Source organism: Candidatus Binatota bacterium (assembly GCA_012960245.1).
In the GTDB taxonomy this organism is placed as follows: domain Bacteria; phylum Desulfobacterota; class Binatia; order UBA1149; family UBA1149; genus UBA1149.
On sequence record DUBO01000043.1, the window covers coordinates 23,908 to 42,320 of the forward strand.

15 protein-coding genes are annotated in these 18,413 nt (G+C 64.3%); 10 read left to right on the top strand and 5 right to left on the bottom strand.

All coding sequences use genetic code 11. The features are described from left to right. Nucleotides 1-2,537, bottom strand: a 2,537-nt coding sequence (locus EYQ35_07315) for a hypothetical protein (protein ID HIF63943.1), incomplete at its 3' end; no start/stop codon positions are given. Nucleotides 2,538-2,804: 267 nt separating this feature from the next. On the opposite strand from EYQ35_07315, the gene EYQ35_07320 reads away from it, so the two are divergent. The 6 genes from EYQ35_07320 (at nucleotide 2,805) to EYQ35_07345 (ending at nucleotide 7,284) form a co-directional block, all read left to right on the top strand. After that, the gene (locus EYQ35_07320; protein ID HIF63944.1) at nucleotides 2,805-4,037 is read left to right on the top strand and encodes an acetyl-CoA C-acetyltransferase; all 1,233 of its coding nucleotides are present in this window, start codon (nucleotides 2,805-2,807) and stop codon (nucleotides 4,035-4,037) included. 67 nt (nucleotides 4,038-4,104) lie between these two features. After that, nucleotides 4,105-5,025 carry a TIGR03564 family F420-dependent LLM class oxidoreductase gene (locus EYQ35_07325; protein ID HIF63945.1) on the top strand — a complete coding sequence of 307 codons (921 nt, stop codon included), beginning with the start codon at nucleotides 4,105-4,107 and terminating at the stop codon, nucleotides 5,023-5,025. Then, nucleotides 5,022-5,501, top strand: a complete 480-nt coding sequence (locus EYQ35_07330; GenBank protein HIF63946.1) for a hypothetical protein — start codon at nucleotides 5,022-5,024, stop codon at nucleotides 5,499-5,501. The genes EYQ35_07325 and EYQ35_07330 overlap by 4 nt, the downstream gene beginning before the upstream one ends. Nucleotides 5,502-5,504: 3 nt before the next feature. Then, nucleotides 5,505-5,846 carry a hypothetical protein gene (locus EYQ35_07335; GenBank protein HIF63947.1) on the top strand — a complete coding sequence of 114 codons (342 nt, stop codon included), beginning with the start codon at nucleotides 5,505-5,507 and terminating at the stop codon, nucleotides 5,844-5,846. A 17-nt stretch (nucleotides 5,847-5,863) separates the two neighbouring features. Beyond that, nucleotides 5,864-6,268: a hypothetical protein gene (locus tag EYQ35_07340; protein HIF63948.1), complete on the top strand. Its 405-nt coding sequence runs from the start codon at nucleotides 5,864-5,866 to the stop codon at nucleotides 6,266-6,268. Nucleotides 6,269-6,693: 425 nt separating this feature from the next. Beyond that, complete coding sequence (locus tag EYQ35_07345; protein HIF63949.1) at nucleotides 6,694-7,284, top strand: hypothetical protein; 591 nt, start codon at nucleotides 6,694-6,696, stop codon at nucleotides 7,282-7,284. Nucleotides 7,285-7,333: 49 nt separating this feature from the next. Here the strand turns inward: EYQ35_07345 and EYQ35_07350 are convergent, their stop codons facing one another. After that, the gene (locus EYQ35_07350) at nucleotides 7,334-7,951 is read right to left on the bottom strand and encodes a hypothetical protein (protein HIF63950.1); all 618 of its coding nucleotides are present in this window, start codon (nucleotides 7,949-7,951) and stop codon (nucleotides 7,334-7,336) included. Nucleotides 7,952-8,034: 83 nt separating this feature from the next. Between EYQ35_07350 and EYQ35_07355 the strand changes: the two genes are divergently transcribed. The 3 genes from EYQ35_07355 to EYQ35_07365 are packed head-to-tail and all read left to right on the top strand — an operon-like array spanning nucleotide 8,035 to nucleotide 11,046. Further along, a complete protein-coding gene (locus EYQ35_07355) occupies nucleotides 8,035-8,586 on the top strand; it encodes a hypothetical protein (GenBank protein HIF63951.1) in 552 nt (183 codons plus the stop codon). After that, entirely contained in the window at nucleotides 8,583-10,187 is a 1,605-nt protein-coding gene (locus EYQ35_07360) for a GMC family oxidoreductase (protein HIF63952.1), read from the top strand. Before EYQ35_07355 ends, EYQ35_07360 begins: the two co-directional genes overlap by 4 nt. Then, complete coding sequence (locus EYQ35_07365; GenBank protein ID HIF63953.1) at nucleotides 10,168-11,046, top strand: hypothetical protein; 879 nt, start codon at nucleotides 10,168-10,170, stop codon at nucleotides 11,044-11,046. The genes EYQ35_07360 and EYQ35_07365 overlap by 20 nt, the downstream gene beginning before the upstream one ends. On the opposite strand, the gene EYQ35_07370 is transcribed toward EYQ35_07365, so the two are convergent. Next, complete coding sequence (locus EYQ35_07370; GenBank protein HIF63954.1) at nucleotides 11,014-12,303, bottom strand: hypothetical protein; 1,290 nt, start codon at nucleotides 12,301-12,303, stop codon at nucleotides 11,014-11,016. The genes EYQ35_07365 and EYQ35_07370 overlap by 33 nt on opposite strands. Before the next feature lie 307 nt (nucleotides 12,304-12,610). Continuing rightward, nucleotides 12,611-14,413: an apolipoprotein N-acyltransferase gene (gene lnt / locus EYQ35_07375; GenBank protein HIF63955.1), complete on the bottom strand. Its 1,803-nt coding sequence runs from the start codon at nucleotides 14,411-14,413 to the stop codon at nucleotides 12,611-12,613. Here lnt and EYQ35_07380 point away from each other — a divergent pair. Further along, nucleotides 14,197-16,713, top strand: coding sequence for a GAF domain-containing sensor histidine kinase (locus EYQ35_07380; GenBank protein ID HIF63956.1), 2,517 nt, complete (start codon nucleotides 14,197-14,199; stop codon nucleotides 16,711-16,713). The two genes, lnt and EYQ35_07380, sit on opposite strands and share 217 nt — an antisense overlap. A 35-nt stretch (nucleotides 16,714-16,748) precedes the next feature. Here EYQ35_07380 and EYQ35_07385 read toward each other — a convergent pair whose 3' ends face one another. Beyond that, nucleotides 16,749-18,143 carry a sigma-54-dependent Fis family transcriptional regulator gene (locus tag EYQ35_07385; GenBank protein HIF63957.1) on the bottom strand — a complete coding sequence of 465 codons (1,395 nt, stop codon included), beginning with the start codon at nucleotides 18,141-18,143 and terminating at the stop codon, nucleotides 16,749-16,751. Nucleotides 18,144-18,413 lie beyond the last annotated feature (270 nt).

Genomic DNA, 18,413 nt, shown 5'->3' on the forward strand with positions numbered 1-18,413 from the left:
CCTTCGCGCACTCCGTCACCGCACACCGGCGGTAACGCGGGCGTGCTGTTGGGATCTGCCGGGTCTGAACCGGCCCGAGTTTCGGTAGTGTCAAAGAACCCGTCTTCGTCCCGATCCAGGGCCAGGCGCGTGCCCGAGCCGGGGGGCACACAGGTGTAAGTTATTTCCTGGCCGGCGGTAGCTGCCAGCAGGCGCACGTCGTCGGCTGCGAGTGCGGGCTCGCCGTTTATATCCAGCGAGAAGCTGCCGCCGTTAAGGTAAAGCGCGCCACGTTGTTCGCCCGCCAGCGTTCCCCTGGCCATGAGCTCGCAGTCGCCGGCTTCGTCGCGGGCAATGAGCAGGTCTATGCGGTCAATTATGGCCTGGGAGTTGAGATTGGCCGGCGTGGCCGTCAGCTGCTGGCCCACGGCCGGGGCCAGGCCGGTGTCGAACGCGAGCATGAAGGCTTCGAGCTGCCGCTGCTCGACGTCGTTGACCTGGAACACCGGTGCCGCGAAGAAATCGAAGAGCGTCGGGATGGCCCCGTCGTGCAGGAATCCGCTCTCGGCCACCTGCGGTCCGGCGGCATTGAACTCGCCGAGCTTGTCGTAGCCGTTACGAAGGTGGGGCACCTTGAATTCCTGCGACTCGCCTTCGAAGGTCGAAAATCCACCGGTGCCGAGCGGCAGGTTGTGGCAGCCTTCGCAGGTGGCGATGACGTCGTGGTTGCCGGTCACAAAAAGGCTGGCGCCGGCGGCTTGCTGGGCGGTGAAGCTGCCGTCGAGATTGGCCACCGGGTTTGGCGGGTAGCGTACTTGCAGGATGAAATCGGTGTAGGCCTGCATCTGTTGGGGCGTAAGCGGCAGGGCCGTGCCCATGAGACCCACAAATGCTCCGTTGAACTGCTTGAAGCTGAGGTCTTCGTTGAGCGGATCGCCGCCGCCGCCGTTGCGGTCGCCGCGCCAGTGCATGGAGCCGGCGCCGTCCATGCCCCTGAGGCTCTGCGTGGTCATCGGGCCCTTGGCGGGATGAAAGGGGTCTCCGCTGCCTATGATGGGGAACGGGTTGGGGTTGGGAACCAGCTGCCCGAAGGGGTCGCCGAGGTTCCAGGCCTTGCGGTCCATGTCGGCCGAGAAGTGACAGGTGGCGCAGGAGTTGTCACCGTGTCCCGAGGTGAGCGTGGAGTCGTAGAGAAAGCGCCGACCGTCGCGTACGTTGGCGGGTTCGGGGTCGTAGCCAAGGGCCACGGTGCCCAGCTCACTGGCGCTGCCGGTGTCCACCAGCGATATGGTCTTGTCAAAGAGGTTGAGAACGTAGAGCCGCGAGTGCCCCTCGTGCAGGGCTACTCCCACGGGGCCCGCGCCCACCGTGATGCGATTGGTCACAGTGCCGGTGGCGTCTATCTCGCCCACCAAGCCAGAACCGAAGGCCGCTATCCAGGCCCGCGTGCCCGCTGCGTTGAAGACGAGGTCGAGCGGCATGCCGAGGCTGTCCGCTCGTTCCGACGGCGGTCCGGGGCTGGTTAAATAATTGACGTGAGGGTTGAGGTGAACCGCCACCGGCGTGCTGCCGCTTATGATGCTGACCCGCTGCTCGGCGATGTGACCGCGCAGCACGGGCTCGAAGCGCACGTGGTTGCGCGCGTCCTGGTTTGTGACGTAAACGTCGCCCGTGGCCGGGTTGACGGCCATGTTGAACAGCATGGAGCCCACCCCGGTGGCAAAGCCGGTTTCAACCGGCGGGTCGGAGTCGGCGTCTATGGCAAACACGTCGCGGTCGGGCAGGTCGAAGGGTACAAAAGCACTCCAGTCGCGGCCGTCGGCGTCGAGCCAGTTGCCCGAGCCATCAAACTTGAGGATCAGCCCGGTCTCGGGCTGGTTGGGCGTTGAGCCTGGCGGAAAGGAAGCCGCGCCGCCGTTGGGCGTGACCAGCACTTCGGGTATGACAACCGTCTGGCTGCCCGAGTGCAGCACGGCCGCGTACACGGTCGAGCCATCGGGCGTGACGGCCAGCGCGCGCGGCTTGTCACCGAACAGCACCACGACGTCCGCTTGCGCGGAGGGCGCGTCGGCATCAATGACCCACACGTCGCTGCGGCCTACGCCGGGCGTTGTGAGCTGCGGATCAAAGGGCAGGGCCTGGCCGCGATGCGCGCAGGCCACGAAGATCTTGTTGCCCGCGCTGCCACCCACCACGATGTCGCGCGGCTCGTCCCCGACCAGGATCGTGGCCACTACTCGCGCGGTGGCTGGGTCGCTAACGTCGACCAGGCTGACGCTGTCTGACAGGTGGTTGGACACCCACAGTTGGTTGTTGCCGCGAGCGGCCAGCGCCACCGGCTCAAGACCAACCGCTACCACGCCAGCCCGGCTGAGGCTGCCGTTGGCCGACACTTCAAAAATCTCGACGCGGTTGTCGTGGGTGTTGGCGGCGTACAGCCGCGTGCCGTCGGCCGAGAGCACCAGCGGGCGAACAGGTACCGACTCGAACAGGGTGTATGATCCCTGGGCGTCGGCCGGCCCGGCGTTCAGGCCGATGAGCGCCGGGGAGACAGTTATCGCCAGCACAAGGCCTGCGAGCAGGCGCGGGAGGGGGCTGCGGAGGCACTGCATTGCACCTGTTTACTGTGCACGCAGGGTGTTTTGCAAGGCCAATTGCGCCTTGCACTGCCCGCGGGGGTTGGAAACAGCGTTTGCGCTTGGATAAACACTCAAGGGCGGCCCTGTTCTATCTGCCGCCGAGTGCGTATTTCCCCAGCCTCGACCGGGGGGGACGCAGCGCCGGCAGGGCAGGACCACGGGCCCGCAAAGGAGATCAAACAAGGCATGGGAAACGCTTACATTCTTGACGCCGTTCGTACGCCCCGGGGCAAGGGCAAGTCCTCGGGACGCCTGCACGAGACCCACCCCCAGGAGTTGCTTGCCACCTGCCTGAGGGCCCTGCCCGAGCGCAGCGACTTCGATCCGCGCGAGGTAGAAGACGTGGTCGTGGGCTGCGTGACCGAGACCGGAGAGCAGGGCGGCTGTGTCGCTCGGCACTCGGTGCTGGCCGCACAGTGGCCGCAGGAAGTAACCGGCGTGTCGCTCAACCGCTACTGCGGCAGCGGTCAGCAGGCCGTCAACTTTGCCATGATGGGTTGCGCGGCTGGTTTCCAGGACCTCGTGGTGGGCGGCGGCGTGGAGAGCATGTCGCGGGTGCCCATGGGCGCCGACAAGTCGGGTCTCGACGGCCACAACCCGGCCTTGAGGGAGTTGCACCCCTTGGTGCCGCAGGGCATTTCGGCCGACCTCATTGCCACCTGCGAGGGTTTTACCCGCGACGATTGCGACCAGTGGGCGGCTTCGAGCCAGGCCCGCTGCGAGCAGGCCGTGGCCGACGATCGTTTCGTTGCGAGCATGGTTCCAGTGTGCAACACCGATGGCGAGGTCATGCTCGACCGCGACGAACACCCGCGACCAGGCACGACGGCCGAGAGCCTGGGTGCCCTGCCCCTGTCGTTCGACCAGATGGGCGACTACGTGCAGAAGGGCGATGAACTCAGCTTTGACCAGAAGGCGGTGTCGGTTTATCCCGAGCTGGACGGCATCAATCACGTGCACCATGCGGGCAATGCCAGTGGCATTGTCGACGGGGCCTCTGCCGTGCTCGTGTGTTCGGATGCCTACCTGGCCGCCCACCCCGGCGCCAAGCCGCGCGCGCGCGTCGTGTCGATGGCCACCATGGGCGACGAGCCGGTCATAATGCTCACCGCGCCGGCCCCGGCCTCGGAGGTCGCGCTCAAGAAGGCCGGCATGACCTGGGACGACATCGATCTCGTGGAGGTCAACGAGGCCTTCGCCGCGGTCGTGCTCAAGTTTCTCAAGGAAACCGGCTATGACGGCGACAAGGTCAACGTCAACGGCGGGGCCATTGCCCTGGGCCACCCGCTGGGAGCCACCGGTGGCATGCTGATGGGTACGGCGCTCGACGAGCTCGAACGCCGCGACGCGACCACGGCGCTTGTGACCATGTGCATAGGCGGCGGCATGGGCATAGCCACCGTTATAGAAAGAGTCTGAAGCAACACGGGCCGTAAAACTACAGGGCCGTAAAACTACAGGGGCCACCACCCCGGGGGGAGACAGGATGAAGATAGGGATATTTGCCGGTGGAGGAGAGTCTACTCTCGAGGAAGCAGTAGAGCGCATAGTACAGGCCGAGCGCGACGGTTTTGCGTCGGCGTGGCTGGCCAACATTTTTGCACTCGATGCGCTCACGGTGCTGGCCCTGGCCGGCCGCGAGACCTCTCGCATAGAGCTCGGCACGGCCGTGGTACCTACTTACCCGAGGCATCCGCACTCGCTGGCCCAGCAGGCGGCCACAGTCAACGCGGCCTGCGGCGGCCGCTTGTCGCTGGGCATAGGACGTAGTCACAAGCTGGTCATCGAAGACATGCTGGGCTTGACCTACGACAAGCCCATCGGCCACATGCGCGATTATCTCGAGGTGTTGCGCTCTTTATCAGACACTGGCAACTGCGCTTACACGGGCGACCAGTACACGGTCAACGCGCCCCTGCAGGTAGAGGAAGGTGTGGGTTTCGGCTTGTTCGTGGGCGCGCTCATGCCGCGCATGCTCGAACTTTGCGGCCAGCTCTGCGAAGGCACTCTCACCTGGATGAGCGGTCCGAAGCATATCGAGAAAAACATTGCGCCGGTGCTCAACGCCGCGGCCTCGGCCGCCGGAAGGCCCGCCCCCCGGGTCATAGCCTCGTTGCCGGTCTGCGTGACCTCCGACGAAGTGCGTGCGCGCGAAGAGGCGGCGAGACTGTTTACCATCTACGGCAGCCTGCCGGTCTACAGGGCCTGCATGGACGAGGAGGGAGCCGACGGTCCGGCCGACCTCGCGCTGGTGGGTGACGCCGGGCAGGTAAAGGAGGCCATCAACAGGGTGCGCGACGCTGGCGCAACTGATTTTTACCCGGCGGTGTTTCCCTCGGGTGTCGAAGGCGAGGACTCCGAACGCGCGTCCTACGACCTGATGGCGTCACTGGGGGGCGAAGTCTGAAAACCGTAGACTACGTAGAGCGTACGCGTGAGCTCTACGAACCGCTGCCGGCTTACCGCTGGGTCGACAACAGCGGCGAGCCCGTGCCCTGGACTCCTCTGTCGCGGCCGCTGGCCGAGTGCCGCGTGGCCCTGGCCGGTTCGGGCGGGGTGCACCTGCAGGGGCAGCAAGCGTTTCACTTCAGCGACGACACCAGCATTCGCGAAATTCCAGCCGACAGCGACAGCGGCGACCTGCGCGTGTCGCATTTTGGCTACCCGGTGGGCGACGCGCGCAAAGATCCGAACTGCGTGTTTCCGCTTGAGCGACTGCGCGAGCTTGCCGACCAGGGTGTCATAGCCGGTGTCGCACCCACGGCCTTTACTTTCATGGGAGGCATATACTCGCATCGGCGGGTGGCCGAAGAGCTCATCCCTGCACTGCTCGACGGCCTGCGCAGCCAGGAGGTCGATCTTTTTCTGCTCGTGCCGGCTTGACCGGTGTGTCACCAGACCGTCGGTCTGGTTGCAAGGGCGGTGGAGGCGGCGGGCATAGCCACCATGACGGTATCGGTGGGCCTGGATATTACCCGCCTTGTGCGGCCACCGCGGACGGCGTTTCTCAATTATCCCATGGGCAACGAAACCGGCCGCCCCGGTCGCGCTGATGAACAACGGTCAATAGTGCAAAAGACCCTCGAGGCTGCGGCGAGTATCAAAAAGGCCGGCGAGATAGTCGACCTCGGCATGGTTATGGAAGGCGAGGCGCCGGGTGGTGGTCCCTGGCAGGACTGGGTGTACACTACAGACTTTCGCGATAGCCTGATGCGGTCGCGTTCGTAGATCTAAGGAGGAAAACAATGACGGAAGCTGGAAGAGACAAGACGCTGAGGGTTTTTGCGCTGCTGTTCGGGTTGCTGGCCATATCTAACTTTCTCAAGCCCCTGCAGTTGAGCCCCGACGTGGGCTTCGTGCTTTTCGGTACGCGACTGGAGGGCAGCGCCAACGCGATTGCCGGCCCGGCTTTCGGTCTCTACCTGGCTGCCTACGCACTGGCGCTGTGGCGACGGCTGCCGGCCGCGCTGCCACTGGCCCTGATCTACGTGGCCTACGTGGCGGCCAACCTCGTATTGTTCAACATGACGCCGCTGGCCGACGACAGCGGGCTGCTCTTTGGCCTGGCCTACACTGCCGTGGCGCTGGGCGTTTCGGGTGGCTCGGCCTGGCTGCTGTGGACCGGCCGCCCCCGGTCCGGCCAGGGCTGACGGCTGGGCTCCCGGGACCGGAAACTGGCCCCCCAGATAACCTGCCCCCCAGTTGGGGGGCAGGTTATCTGGCCATCAACTGGGGCAATTCGCAGCCCGGACACCTTAAGTTCGCCGATAAAAACAAACGAAGGTGCCGGGTTTCCGAGTTTTTGTCCCAAAAAATAATGCCGGGGGTCTGGCACGTTTTCTGCTTTACCCCAAGTATCTTTGCTTGAATTGGGGGGCGAGGAGAAAACAGGTTGATTGAAAGTGCATTAATGGTCGCGTTGTTTATTGCTGTCGGAGTTTTCTTTCCTTCCAGCTGAGACTCAGCGCTAGGGTATTGAAGGCTGGCTGGCCGCCTTCTGGCTGGCCGCCTTCTGGCTGGCCCCAGTTTCCGAGCCAGAGTTGGCGCGTACGAACTGTAGCGAAGGAGTTATCCTGTGATGAATGCTGCTGTAGAAGTAATTCGTACTGGTCGCTTGGTGACCGCGCTTGGCGCAGCCGCCCTGGCCGCCGTTTTCATATTGTCGGCTGTTCCGGCCGAGGCCAAGCGCGACGAGTGTCGCCACGCCTGCAACGACGTACGCAAATCGTGTAAGCGGAGCGCCAAGGCCATCCGCAAAGCCGAGAAAAAGGCCTGCGACGGCGAGCGCAAGACCTGCCGCGTTGATTGCCAGTTTGATTCTGACCCCAAGGATTGCAAGAAGCGCTGCGGCGACGATCGCAAGGATTGCAAGGACAGCGTCAAGGATCTCGAAGATATCGTCAAGAAGGAGTGCAAGGACGACCGCGAGACTTGTCGTAACGCCTGCGAGGCCAACGCCGGTAATCCTTGCTTTCAGGACTGTGGCTCGAGCATGGGTAGCTGCATTTCAACGGCTACTGATACCTACGACGCTTGCCGCAGCGCCTGCCTGGACGACGGCTTTCGCGACGAATGCCGCGACGCCTGCACGGTGGACAGGCTGTTGGCCGGCGAGTCCTGCTCTGCGGTGTTCAACACCTGCCACGCTGCCTGTATCGGCGGCTGAGAGCTGCAGTGGTTCTACTGCTGCGCGGACTCTGGGTTTGGAACCAGGCTTAGAGTTCGCGCACCAGCACGAACCAGCTCGACATCGATTTCTCGTCCTTGGTGGCCAGGCCTATGAATACGTCGTCGGCCACCCGTCGCATGTAATCGATCATGCGGTTGTAAACAAAACGCGATACCCCGCGACCGTTGGGCTTTATGTCCGGCCAGCCTTCGGCGGCTAGCAGGGGCAGGCGGTTGTAGTCAAAAGCGCAGGCCCCCAGCTCTGAGTCGGGCGTGTCGTGGGTGACGTAGTAGCCCGGGCCCACCACCTTCATGGTGGGGGAGCGGTTGTAGCCCCACAGCTCGTTGAGCGAGCTGTCGGCCTGCGAGCTGGGCCGGCAGCAGATCTTTTCAAACTCTGTGAACAAGGGCAGCGAGTTCTTGCCGTGGAAAACAACTGCTTGCATGGCGGGATGATCGATGGGCACGAGATCGCTGGTGACCACCGGGGGGTTGCTGGCCACCAGCTCCCACAATCGACTCTGCACCCGGGTTCCCGACAGCGAGCGCGCAGCCGCAACGGCCCGTTCGAGCGGCAGGCGGTTGAAAAAGTCCGCGAGGTCGACGGCCGACACCGAATCATCGGCGATAATAGAGAGTAGTTCGTTCTGCTTGTCGTCTGCCATTTGCTGCCCACCTCTTAACTTCGCCATGCTAGGTCGCCCGGCCGGTCGTGGCAATGGCAATGGCACCAACCTAAACTCGGCTCGTGTCCGCTTTCAGCCCCACTGTTTCCTGGCGAGACCGCGGCAGCTACGGTCTCAGCGACCGAGTGTTACTGGCTGTCATAGACGCGCTCTGCCCGCACGAAGAACCTTTTGATTTCGACGCCACCAGCGATGTCCTCAGCGAGGTGAAGAGCTTTCTGCCCTTTCTACCCGGCGCGCTCAGGCTGGGCTTGCCCGCGGGTCTCGCCCTGCTCGAGTTTGCAGGAACAGTGCTGCCGCCCCGGGGTTCGTCCCGGGGGCGCTTCACCAGCGCTGACAGGGACTCGCGACGAAACTCCCTGCAAGCCTGGCTGGAGGCTGGCGGTGTACGTGAAGCCATGGTGGCCGGCCTCAAGGCGCTCTCGCTGCTGTGTTTTTACCAGCACCCCTCGGCCCAGGCTTCGCTGGGCATTGATTGGCAGGCGCGAGCCGATCGGCTGACGCTTGAGCGTGGCAAGCTGATGGCCGCCGTGGCTGCGGTCGGCGGCGGTACGGATAAAGCTGCTGCGGATGCCGGCGATGCGGATAGTGGCGAGCAGGGGGCCGACCGGTGAGCGTGGGCCGGCAGGGGCAGGGTATGCTACCGCCCGAGTACTCCCTGGCTTACCCCAACGTGGAGTCCGGCCTCGACCTGGCGCCGCGGCTTTCTTCGCCCCGGGTCTATCACGCCGACGCCGTGGTGGTGGGCAGCGGCGCGGGCGGGGCCCCGGTGGCTGCGCGGCTGCGCGACGCTGGCCTCGACGTGCTCCTGCTCGAAGAGGGCGGGCTCTACCGCACGGCTGATTTCGTGACCGATCCCCTGGAGTCGGCCCGGCGCATGTATCGCGACGCGGGCACCAGCCTCATCCTGGGACAGCCGCCCATAACCTTTGCCGAGGGCAGGTGCGTCGGCGGTTCTACTGTTATCAACGGCGGCATGTCCTGGCGCACACCCGGGCGCGTACTACAGCACTGGGATCGCAAGCTGGGCCTGGACGGTTGCGATGAGAAGAGCATGCAGGGCTGGTTTGAGCAGGCCGAGCGCATATTGACTCCGGAGACCCAGCATCCCGAAACCATAGGAAAACCGCTGGCGCTGTTCGCCGACGCGGCCCGTCGCAAGGGTTGGGACCCGGTCGACAACCAGCGCAACATGCAGCGCTGCATGGGGCTCAACAACTGCGGCTTCGGTTGTCCGACGGGAGCCAAGCGATCGATGCTGGTCACCGAGATTCCTCGCGCGCTGGCCGCCGGTGCGCAGCTGGTAACCAACGCCAGGGTGGACCGCGTACTGAAACGCCGCCGCCGCGTGGCTGGCGTGGCGGGTAGTTTTGTCGACCTTCACGGGCGTAGGCAAGGCCGCTTCGAGGTTCGCGCGCGCCTGGTGGTGCTCGCGGCGGGCGCCCGCAACACGCCGGGCCTGTTGCTCAGGAGTCGGCTGCGCGGTCCGATGACCGGCCGCGGCCTGCACGTGCACCCCAACGCCAAGGTGGTGGGGCTGTTTGACCAGCCGCTCGACAGCTGGGTGGGCACCCACCAGGCCCACCAGGTCCATCGCTTCATGGACGAGGGCATACTCATGGCCGCCGCCGGTGTTCCACCGGGCATACTGGCGGCGGGCATTCCCGGCCTGGGCGAGGAACATGGCCGCTTGATGGCGCGCTACAACCACATGCTGACCGCCGGTTGCCTGGTGGAGGACAGCGGCGAGGGCCGTGTCCGCCTGGGCCCGGACCGCCGGCCGCTGATGACTTTCAAGTTGTCGTCGCGGGATCTCGAGGTGCTGCACCGCGGCGTTCGCCTGCTCGCCGAGGGTGTATTCGAGGCTGGTGCTGAGCGCGTGTTGTTGCCCTTTGCCGATCTTCCGCTGCTCGAGTCGGCAGACGAACTCGAAAAGATTGACCAGCGGCCTCGGTCGCCGCAGGGGCTCGAACTGATGACGGTGCACATAATGGGCAGTTGTCGCATGGCCGTCGAAGAGCGCCACGGGCCCTGCGACCCCTGGGGGCGCGTGCGTGGCATAGAAGGGCTGGCGGTGGCCGACGCAAGCGTTATCCCCTCGCCGGTGGGGCTCAATCCCATGGAAAGCATCGTCGCGTTGGCGCTGCGCAACTGCGAGCGCTGGATCGAGGGCTACAAGAGCCAGGGAGGCAACAGTGCTGTTCACTCGTCCTGACGGCGTAAAACTGGGCGGGCTCGACCCGGTGCGGCGCATGCTGCCCTTCATCCTGCCCACCCGTAACCAGGCCGCGGTACTGTGCCGTCAGCAGGTCGAGGTCGCCCCGCTCCGGGAGTTCCTGGCCGATTGGAATCGCGACCGCGAAGCGGCCCGGCAGGCGACGCTGTTTCATCTCGTGCTCAGGGCGCTCGCCATGTCGCTGCACGAGCGCCCTCGGCTCAACCGCTTTGTCATGGGGGGCAGGCTATGGGCCCGTAAGGGCTTGTGGATTTCGTTTTCGGGCAAGCAGGGCATGAGCGATGACGCGCCGGTGTACACCCGTAAGCGTGAGTTCGCGGCCAACGAGGACCTGGCCTCGGTTGTGGATGGTCTGACCGCGGCATCGGTCAGCGGCCGCTCGGGAGTGGAGACCGATTCGGACAAGGAGGTGTCGTTGCTGCTGAGGCTGCCGGCTCCCTTGCTACGCCTGGTCATCGGCCTTGCGCGCCTGCTCGATACCCTCAACCTGCTGCCGGCCGCCATGCTGCGGGCCGATCCGTTGTACGCCTCTGCCTTCGTCGCCAACCTGGGCAGCGTGGGCATCGACGCCTGCTATCACCACAACTACGACTACGGCAACATCCCTATCTTTGTAACGATGGGGCGGATTCACAAGGCGGTAGTCGTCACCGCCGACGACCAGTTGCAGGCCAGGGAAGTTTTCGAGCTCAAGTTTACTTACGACGAGAGGGTGGAAGACGGTTTCTATTGTGCGCGTGCACTCGAGCGCCTGGCCGAGCTGCTTGCCCACCCCGAACGGCTGCTCGAGGCCCCGGATCTTCCGTTATCTGCCGCTGGCTCCGGTTCGGCTTGCTGACCTGGCCTCTTTGTCCAGCGACGAACAGTTGGTCAGGTATTCGCGCAGGATGCGCGTGGTAGTGCTGCCGCCCTCCATGTTGTAGCCCAGCTCTGGCGGATTATTGTAGCGCGCTTTCTGCACTGCCTTGAGCAGCGATTTGCCGTCGAGCTGCCAGGGCTCAACGACCACCGCCTGGCCTTCTTGTTCGAGGCGCCGGGCCCGGCGGGTCTGGCTGCCGCCCGGCTGCCGGCGCGGGATGATCACGGCCGGTGTTGAATTCTGCAACACGTCGAGGCTGGCGTTGAAGCCTGCCTCTCCGACCACGACCTGGGCCTGGTTCAGCAGCGGGACAAGGTTCTCGACACTGCGCTGTAGTTTCACGTGGCGGCTTGAGCGGGTGAGGTGTCGCAGTTCTTTCCAGTCCTCTTCGGATATGGATGGGCCTGTCACAATCCTGGTCTCAAGGCCTTCTTCTCTCCACAGCCTGCCGTGTTCGAGGGCGGCGAGTTTGAGCAGCTTGGCTGAGTCGTGTCCGTTGCCGCCGCTTACCAGTAGCTCGGGGGTAGGGTTAGGCGGGGCGGGGGTTGAGCGGCTGTCGAGTTCGCTCACGTCGACGAAGCCGGTGTGAAGAATCTGTACCGGCAGGTTCATCGCTTCGGGGCTGCGGTCTTGAATATTCACGTGACTGGGGTCGGTGTGCACGAGCAACATGTCAAAACAGCTGTTGAGCAGCTCCAGCGTATCCTGGTCCACGAAGGCGGGCTCGCCCACGTCATCGGGGCTGCGAACACTGCAGGCCATCACTGGCACCGTGTTGCTGGCCAGGGCGGCGTTTATAAGCGGGACGAGCTCAGAAGCCAGGGTGATGAGCTCCAGCGGAAAACGGTCGACGAGCAGGACCTCGGGGCTGGTGGAGGCAAAAAGATCGAGCAGTTTATCTCGGCGCAACACCAGGGTCTGGTCGAGGTCGCGGCGTCGGTCCAAGGTCTGAATGCCCCCGTCATCGGCTAGCGTGGCCGCCGGCAGCTCTCTGACCAGCACGTTGGCTGGGGCGACAATTCCTTTGGGTATGGGGGAACCCAGCACGAGAGTGACTCTGAAGGACTGGCTGAGGCTGTCGGCCAAGCCGAGGCTGTGACGCAGGGCACCGAGAGACCAGGATGGCTGGCTGTAAAAGAATAGCTTTGGTAGCGGTAATGACATTGTGCGATGCCCCATTGTTTGACCGGTTTGCTTTCTTGACCGGTGCCTCTCACGAAGCAAAGGCCATGCCATTTGCGGGGCGCCGGTAATAGGCTGCTGTTTTGTGCAAGCCAGCAGGGGGGATTCGGAGTTACAGCCCGGTAATAACGTAGTTCCTTGCGCTATGACCCCCTGGGTTCACACTCTTTCGGGGGGGTCAGCAGCAGGGTGAAATGGGGCAAATGGGCTTATTGCACCCAACTGCGTGGGTATATGCCGCAGACAGTAGGCTTGGGTGGTGCATTTCTGCTAGTTAATCCGCAGCATCCGGATTGGCATGATGGTTGCTTATTTTAACCGCGTGTCGCTGTGGTGGTTCCCCCGAAAGCTACTACTTCGGTCACTGGCGGTCGGCGGCGTAAGCCGCCGGCCGTTTTTTTTGTGCCGCGGCCCCCAGCGCTGCAAGCATGAGCAGAACACTTAGCCACGGCAGCCAGTCTCCCCCCAGGCTGTAAGGCCCAGGCCCAGGCCCCGGCTGTACCACGAACAATCCCACGCGCGCCGAACCCGGTCGGAGCGATCCCGCGAGCGAAGCGTCAGCGGCCAGCAGTACGCTGCTGCCGGTGGTCGTTGAGCGCAGCAGGGGCAATCCGTTTTCCACCGTCCTGGGCGTGGTGAAGGCCAGGTGTTGCAAGCGGCCCGCTCCGGCGTCGAACCAGGAATCGTTAGACAGGTTTACCAGCAGGTCTGCCCCCGCGCGCGCCGCGCTCCGTGACGCCCCGGCAAACACAGCTTCAAAGCAGATCAGCGGGGCGATGCTCCACCCGTCGAGTTCAAACAGCACCCGCTTGCTGCCCGGCAGGTAGTCGAGTGGATTGGCGCCTGGCAACCAACCGGGCCTGTACTCCATCCACTGCAGCAGCCTCATCTTGTCGTAGACTTTCCATTCGCCCACCGCGGGGTCGAAGAAGTAGGCCGAGTTGTACAGATGGGCGCGGCCGTCGCCGCGATCTTCGTTGCGCACGCTTCCCAGCAGTACCGCCGCGTTCTGCTGCCTGGCGAGCTCCTCGACGCGTTGCTTGCTGCTCGCGTCGAAGAAGCGGGGTATCGCTGCTTCGGGCCAGACGATGAGGCGCGCGTCGGCAAGTTCGGGTCGGCGGCTGAGCTCGAGCTGGAGATCGAGGTGCGAGCTCTTTTTCGCGGGGTCCCACAGGTCGTGCTGGCCCAGGCCCGGTTGTATGACGGCGACCTTGAGAGGGCTGAGTCCTTGTTCGTCGGCCGCCGGAAGCCCAACGAGAGCCGAGAGTACAAAAACCACGAGCACCGCGCCCGCCACCGCGGCCGAGCGCAGGGCCTGGTCGAGGCGCTGGTTTTCAATCCACGTCACCGCCAGTGCTCCACCGAAGGCTGCCGCCAGCCAACCGGGCAACCAGGTACCGCCCAGGCGGATGAGGGCGTAGGACGAGGGCAGGTCGTGGAAGGCCTGGCCCAGCAGCCCCCAGGGATTGCCGCCCAGCAGGCTGGCGCGGGCAAAATCCCAGGCCGTCCAGGTAAAGGCAAAAGCCACTACGCGTGCGATCGGGGACAGCGGGTGCAGTCTCGAGGCAAAAAGCGCGAGCAGGGCGGTAAAAAGGGCCACGTGCAAGCCGGTAAACCCGATGGCAAGGGCAGCGGCCTCGGCCCCGCCGACCTCAAAATAGCGCAGTGCGGCCTGGGCTATCCATGCCCCGGTTCCACCGAGGGCAAAAGCCCAGCCGAACAGCAGCCCGGCCAGCGCCGCGTGCCAGGGCCTGAGCGGCCTGGCCGGATCCAACAGCAGCAGCGCCAGCGGGGCTGGTGCCAGCAGTGCCGCCCACGAGAGGTCAAACGGCGGAAACGCAGTGATGTATAATAAAGCGGCTGCCAGGCACCGGGCCGGCAGCCGTGCCAGGGGAGGGGGTAGGCTGGAATCCTGCACGGCAGGTCTCTCGATACTCGCGGGCTGATATGACTGCAAGCAAAGAAAGCCGTTTCGCAACGATACTCGCGCCGGGCCTTGTACAGGTCCTGGTCGCGCTCGTAGCCTCGGTGGTGGTCGCGACTGCGATTTTCGCTTCGGTAGACCGGGTGGGCAAGAGTTTTCCCGGCTTCTTCGTCTGGGAGAACCTGGTTGTACCGGCGCTGGGCGAAGCCAACTGGACCGGCGCGGAATCGGGCGTGGAATACCTGTCGTGGCTGCGCTCGGCCGACGGGCGCACGCTGCGCAACGGGCGCGAGCTCACCGAGATGGTGGAGGGGCTGAGCCCCGGTACCAGCCTCAGCTACATTTTTGAGAAAGAGGGACGGCTGACGGAGGTCGAAGTCGAGGTGATGCGTTTTGGCTGGCGCGAGTGGGTCTCGGTGCTGGGCCTGTTCAACTTTGACGCCGCAGCGCTACTCATCCTGGGCATAGTTGTTCTCTACATGAAGCCCGACGACCCGGCCGCGCGCGCGCTGTTTCTCTTCAGTGCCAACGGGGCTGCTTACCTCGCGGCTTCGGCCGACATGCAGGGCAGTTACCTACTGCGGATGCCGTACTTCTTTTTCTTCAACCTTGTACCAGCCACTACCTTCTACCTCGTGAGTTGTTTTCCGGTGGGTCGCATCAGGCGGCGCTGGGAGGACGGGGTGTTCGCGGCCTTGCTCGGCCTGGGCTTCGCCTACGGGATTGCCACCAACTACTTCTATTTTCGCGATCACGATCTCTTGCTCGTCCTCGAGCGAATGAGTTACCTGCCCGTAGCGCTGGGCGCTGTCATGGCCCTGGCCTTCTACGCCTACTATTTTTTCACCACCGACAGCCTGGTGGTCAGGCAGCGCACCAAGGTGGTGTTGTTCGGCACCGCGTTGGCGTTTGCCCCGATGGCCGTGGTCCTGCCGGCCGTCTTTGTCGGCGGCGCGGCCTTGCCCGTGAACCTGAGCACGGTGCTGTTCGTGGTCTACCCGGTCAGTATTGGCTACGCGGTGGCCCGCCACGACCTCTTTGGCATAGACAAGGTGATCAAGCGCGCCCTGGTCTACACCGTGCTTTCAGCCCTGGTGCTGGGCGTCTATACACTGACCCTGGGTACGGTGGACTACCTGTTCGAGGGCCTGACGGCCGCCGCTTCGCGGGTGGCCGAGGGCGTGCTCATCCTCGGCCTGCTCGTGGTGAGCAACCCCAGCCGCGCGCGCATCCAGGCCTTCGTTGACAGGATGTACGACCGGCGCCGCTACGATTATCGCGGGGCGGTAAGGTCGGCGTCGCGCAGCTTCAGCTCTATCCTCATCTTTGAAGAACTGGTTCGGTCGGTGCTCGAGCTGGTGGACGAAACCCTGCAACCGGTGTGCGCCGACATACTGTCGGTCGACGAAGACGGCGCCGTTTACCGCCGCGGCCGCCTCGTGCACGCGGCCGGAGGGCAGGGCGGCGTGCGCACGGGGCTGGGTGGCGCAGCTGCCTCCAGCCTGGCCCCGCTGGCGAGGGAGTTGAATCAGGTCGACCTGCTGGCCGAGGCCCAGCAGGCCGGCGATGGTCACGAGGCCGACGTTGAGGCAGCCATGCTCGACCTTGACGCGGTGTTCGTTCTGCCCATGAGACTGGAGGGTCGACTGGTGGGCATGGTGTCGGTCGGCCAGCGGCGGGCGGGCGGTTATCACGGCGGCGACGACGTCGAACTGCTGCGGACGGTTTGCGACCAGCTGTCGGTGGCACTCGAGAACGCGCAGGCCTATTCGCGTATCGATCAGCTCAACCGCGGGCTCGAGGAAAGCAATCTCGAGCTCAACCGTACCAACGTCGAACTGCGCGAGACCCAGGGATTGCTGGTGCAGAAAGAACGCCTGGCAGCCGTTGGCGAGTTGTCGGCCGCCGTCGCCCACGCCATACGGAATCCGCTCGCGGGCATCAAGGCCGCAGCCCAACTGGCTATATTTGAAGCCGACGATGAAGAAAGCTCCGACCCGGACGAACAGGTCGCGCTCAGGGACATAGTGTCGGAGACCGATCGTCTCAGCGACCGCATAGCAGCGTTGCTCGATTACTCGCGTCCCTTTGAGCCCAGCCTCGCGCCTGGATCGATGGAGAAACTAGCTGGCGAGGTCATGGCCCTGTCAGCCGGCAAGGCGACCGAGCGGTCCATTGAGCTCCACCACCAGCCCGAACCCGGACAGCCGCTGGTGCTGATGGACAAGGTGCTGTTCGAGCAGGTGATAATGGAGTTGGTGGCCAACGCCCTCGACGCGTCTCCCGACGCGGGCAGGGTGCAGCTGACCAGCGGCCACGACGAAGAACACGCGTGGCTCGAGGTGACGGACAGCGGCGCGGGCATAAAGCCAGACAAGGTTTCGCGTATCTTTGACCTGTTCTTCACCACCAAGGCGGGGGGCACGGGCTTCGGGCTGGCCACGGTCAAAAAGATCGTCGACCAGCACGGCGGTACGGTTACGGCTGAGAACGCGGAGCAGGGCGGGGCGATCTTTCGCGTAGAGCTCCCCCGGGCCTGAACCAGCAGCGCGATGGTGGGAGTTGCGCGCGGCGCTCAGCGCAGCGCGTGCTTGTCTAGCCGGTAGCGCAGCGTGTCCCTGGACATCCCCAACAGCTTGGCGGCCTGCACCTGGTTGTTGTCTGCGTATCTCATCGCGCTGGTGAGCAGGTTGGCCTCGACGGTTTCCAGCGGAATCGGCCCCTGCGAGAAATCGACCTCAAAGTCGGCCGTTGCCACGGTGCCCGTGTTTTGCGTGCGAGTCCCGGCAGCCGGAAAAAATGCGAGATCCTGGACTTCGAGGTCACCGCCGTTGTGCATCACCAGGGCGCGCTCCAGGGTGTGGCTGAGCTCGCGAATGTTGCCCGGCCAGGGGTAGGCAAGCAGGGCCCGCATGGCGTCGGCACTTATCTTTGGCGCGGCCACGCAGTAGTCGGCCGCGTGTTGGGCCAGGAAGTGTTGCGCCAGGATCTTGATGTCACCTTCGCGTTCCCTCAGTGCGGGGAGCTTGATGTTGACCACGTTGATGCGGTGAAAGAGATCCTCGAGGAAGTTGCCTTCGGCGACCTCTTTTTCCAGGTCCATGTGGCTTGCCGCCACTATGGTGCAGTTGATCTTGCGGTCGCGGGTGCTGCCCAGGCGACGCACGACCTTTTCGTCGATGATCTTGAGCAGCTTGGATTGCAGGGGGCGGGCCATGTGGCCGATCTCGTCGAGAAACAGCGTGCCGCCGTCCGAGGCTTCGACCAGGCCGGTCTTGGATGTATTGGCGTCGGTAAACGCGCCCTTCTCGTATCCCATGAGCTCGGCCTCGAGAAGGTTCTCTGGAATGGCCGTGCAGTTGACCTCGATGAAGGCCTGGTCGGCCCGTGGCGAGGCGTTGTGCACAGCCCGCGCCACCAGTCCCTTACCTGTTCCCGTTTCACCCGCGAGCAACAGGGTGGGGCCTTCGCCGTCGGCCTTTTTCATGCCGGCGAGCCTGGTCACCAGCTGCCGTACCTGGTCGATGGCCGGCGACCGGCCGATGATGCCCCCCTGCTCGGGTACCGACAGGTCGCGTTCGCGGTAGTATTCGAGTTCCCGACGTACGCCGGCACCTTCCAGGCAGCGGTTTATGACGAGGGCGAGTTCGTGCAGGTCGACGGGCTTTCGCAGGTAGTCGGCCGCCCCGTCGCGCATTGCCTTCACGGCGTCTTCCACCGTGCCGTAGGCGGTCATCATGATCATGACCACATCCGGCCAGGACTCGTGCACCCTGGCCATCAGTTCCATGCCACTCATGCCCGGTAGCCTGTTGTCGGTAAACAACAGGTCGGGGGGACCATCCGGGATCACCGCCAGGGCCTCTTCAGCCGTTTCGAACTCACGGGCCTGGTGGCCCAGCTTGACCAGGGCGCGGGCCAGCGTGCGCCGCAGCACCTCCTCGTCTTCAACCAGTATTATGTCAGCCATTGTCTAGTCAGCTCCTCTGCCTGCCGGTCAGCGGCCAGCAGTCAGCAGTCAGCAGGCTCGCCAGCTTCGAGCGCCCCCCCCGTGTGGGGCCCGGCTGAACCCACATTGGGGCAAATCACTCACTCCAGTGTAGCCAAAAAGCGCCATAAATAAAGGCTCTACTACTTGGCACAGCAACTGCATGCAAGTTCCGTGAACGGACAGGCCCGCTGCGGTTTTTCCAATACCAGCAAGGCTTAGAGCCTGCCAGTGGCAGGTTCTGCCGGGCTT